1 tRNA gene and 1 rRNA gene are annotated in these 2,079 nt (G+C 52.0%); both read left to right on the plus strand.

The window, feature by feature from the left end:
- Positions 1 to 306: 306 nt before the first annotated feature.
- Positions 307 to 1,837: ribosomal RNA gene (locus CIK94_RS13330) — 16S ribosomal RNA — on the plus strand.
- A 165-nt stretch (positions 1,838 to 2,002) separates the two neighbouring features.
- A tRNA-Ile gene (locus CIK94_RS13335) sits at positions 2,003 to 2,076 on the plus strand.
- Positions 2,077 to 2,079 lie beyond the last annotated feature (3 nt).

The raw sequence follows: 2,079 nt of genomic DNA on the forward strand, positions 1-2,079 counted from the left end.
TATTTTCAACTTTTTTGTTGAAATGTTTGGTTTGTGTTGAAAAAAGCTATACCTTTGCATCCGCTTTCGAGAATGAAACACTTCTCCTGAGCGCTGAAGAAAGAGTTCTTTGAAAGATTTAAGATAAACAGAAGAGTAGTAGTACAAGAAGCGAGCGGCTTCCGGAGCGATCGGGAAGCCTCTTGGGTAAAACGAAGCTACCGTCAATAAATATAGAGACAGGTACTTTAGACTTGAACTAATGATATTAGCGTCCTGAACAGAGCAAACAATCATCCACTTATAGTGGAGTTGGACAATATTTTTACAATGGAGAGTTTGATCCTGGCTCAGGATGAACGCTAGCTACAGGCTTAACACATGCAAGTCGAGGGGCAGCATCGCGATAGCTTGCTATTGCGGATGGCGACCGGCGCACGGGTGAGTAACGCGTATCCAACCTTCCCGCAACTGGGGGATAACCTTGCGAAAGTAAGACTAATACCCCATGGTCTCCATAGAAGGCATCTGAAATGGAGTAAAGGTTTCGGCCGGTTGCGGATGGGGATGCGTCCGATTAGCTTGACGGCGGGGTAACGGCCCACCGTGGCATCGATCGGTAGGGGTTCTGAGAGGAAGGTCCCCCACATTGGAACTGAGACACGGTCCAAACTCCTACGGGAGGCAGCAGTGAGGAATATTGGTCAATGGGCGGAAGCCTGAACCAGCCAAGTAGCGTGAAGGACGACTGCCCTATGGGTTGTAAACTTCTTTTATGCGGGGATAAAGTTCGCCACGTGTGGCGTTTTGCAGGTACCGCATGAATAAGGACCGGCTAATTCCGTGCCAGCAGCCGCGGTAATACGGAAGGTCCAGGCGTTATCCGGATTCATTGGGTTTAAAGGGAGCGTAGGCCGCCTTTTAAGCGTGTTGTGAAATGTAGGGGCTCAACCCCTGCACTGCAGCGCGAACTGGAGGGCTTGAGTACACACAAAGTAGGCGGAATTCATGGTGTAGCGGTGAAATGCTTAGATATCATGAAGAACCCCGATTGCGAAGGCAGCTTACTGGAGTGTAACTGACGCTGAAGCTCGAAAGCGCGGGTATCGAACAGGATTAGATACCCTGGTAGTCCGCGCGGTAAACGATGGATGCCCGCTGTTTGCCATTTTGGTAAGCGGCCAAGCGAAAGCGTTAAGCATCCCACCTGGGGAGTACGCCGGCAACGGTGAAACTCAAAGGAATTGACGGGGGCCCGCACAAGCGGAGGAACATGTGGTTTAATTCGATGATACGCGAGGAACCTTACCCGGGCTTGAATTGCAGGAGAACGATCCAGAGATGGTGAGGCCCTTCGGGGCTCCTGTGAAGGTGCTGCATGGTTGTCGTCAGCTCGTGCCGTGAGGTGTCGGCTTAAGTGCCATAACGAGCGCAACCCCTCTCCGTAGTTGCCATCGGTTGAAGCCGGGCACTCTGCGGATACTGCCACCGTAAGGTGTGAGGAAGGTGGGGATGACGTCAAATCAGCACGGCCCTTACGTCCGGGGCTACACACGTGTTACAATGGGGCATACAGAAAGCAGGCGGCCGGCAACGTCCGTCTAATCATCAAAGTGTCCCTCAGTTCGGACTGGGGTCTGCAACCCGACCCCACGAAGCTGGATTCGCTAGTAATCGCGCATCAGCCATGGCGCGGTGAATACGTTCCCGGGCCTTGTACACACCGCCCGTCAAGCCATGAAAGCCGGGGGTGCCTGAAGTCCGTGACCGCAAGGATCGGCCTAGGGCAAAACTGGTAATTGGGGCTAAGTCGTAACAAGGTAGCCGTACCGGAAGGTGCGGCTGGAACACCTCCTTTCTGGAGAGACGCAATATCTGGAGGATGAAGGAAAGTCTTATATATTATATATAGGTAGTGGAGTGTTACTCCCAGGCTTTCTTGTACTACCGCGAATCTGAAAAAGAGAATAGAAAGAAACTGGGCGCAGTTAAGCCCACAGGTTAATTGAACGCCGAGTCAGACAGTCCTATAGCTCAGTTGGTTAGAGCGCCACACTGATAATGTGGAGGTCGGCAGTTCAAGTCTGCCTGGGACTACAT

This window comes from Prevotella sp. P4-51 (assembly GCF_002251455.1).
GTDB lineage: Bacteria > Bacteroidota > Bacteroidia > Bacteroidales > Bacteroidaceae > Prevotella.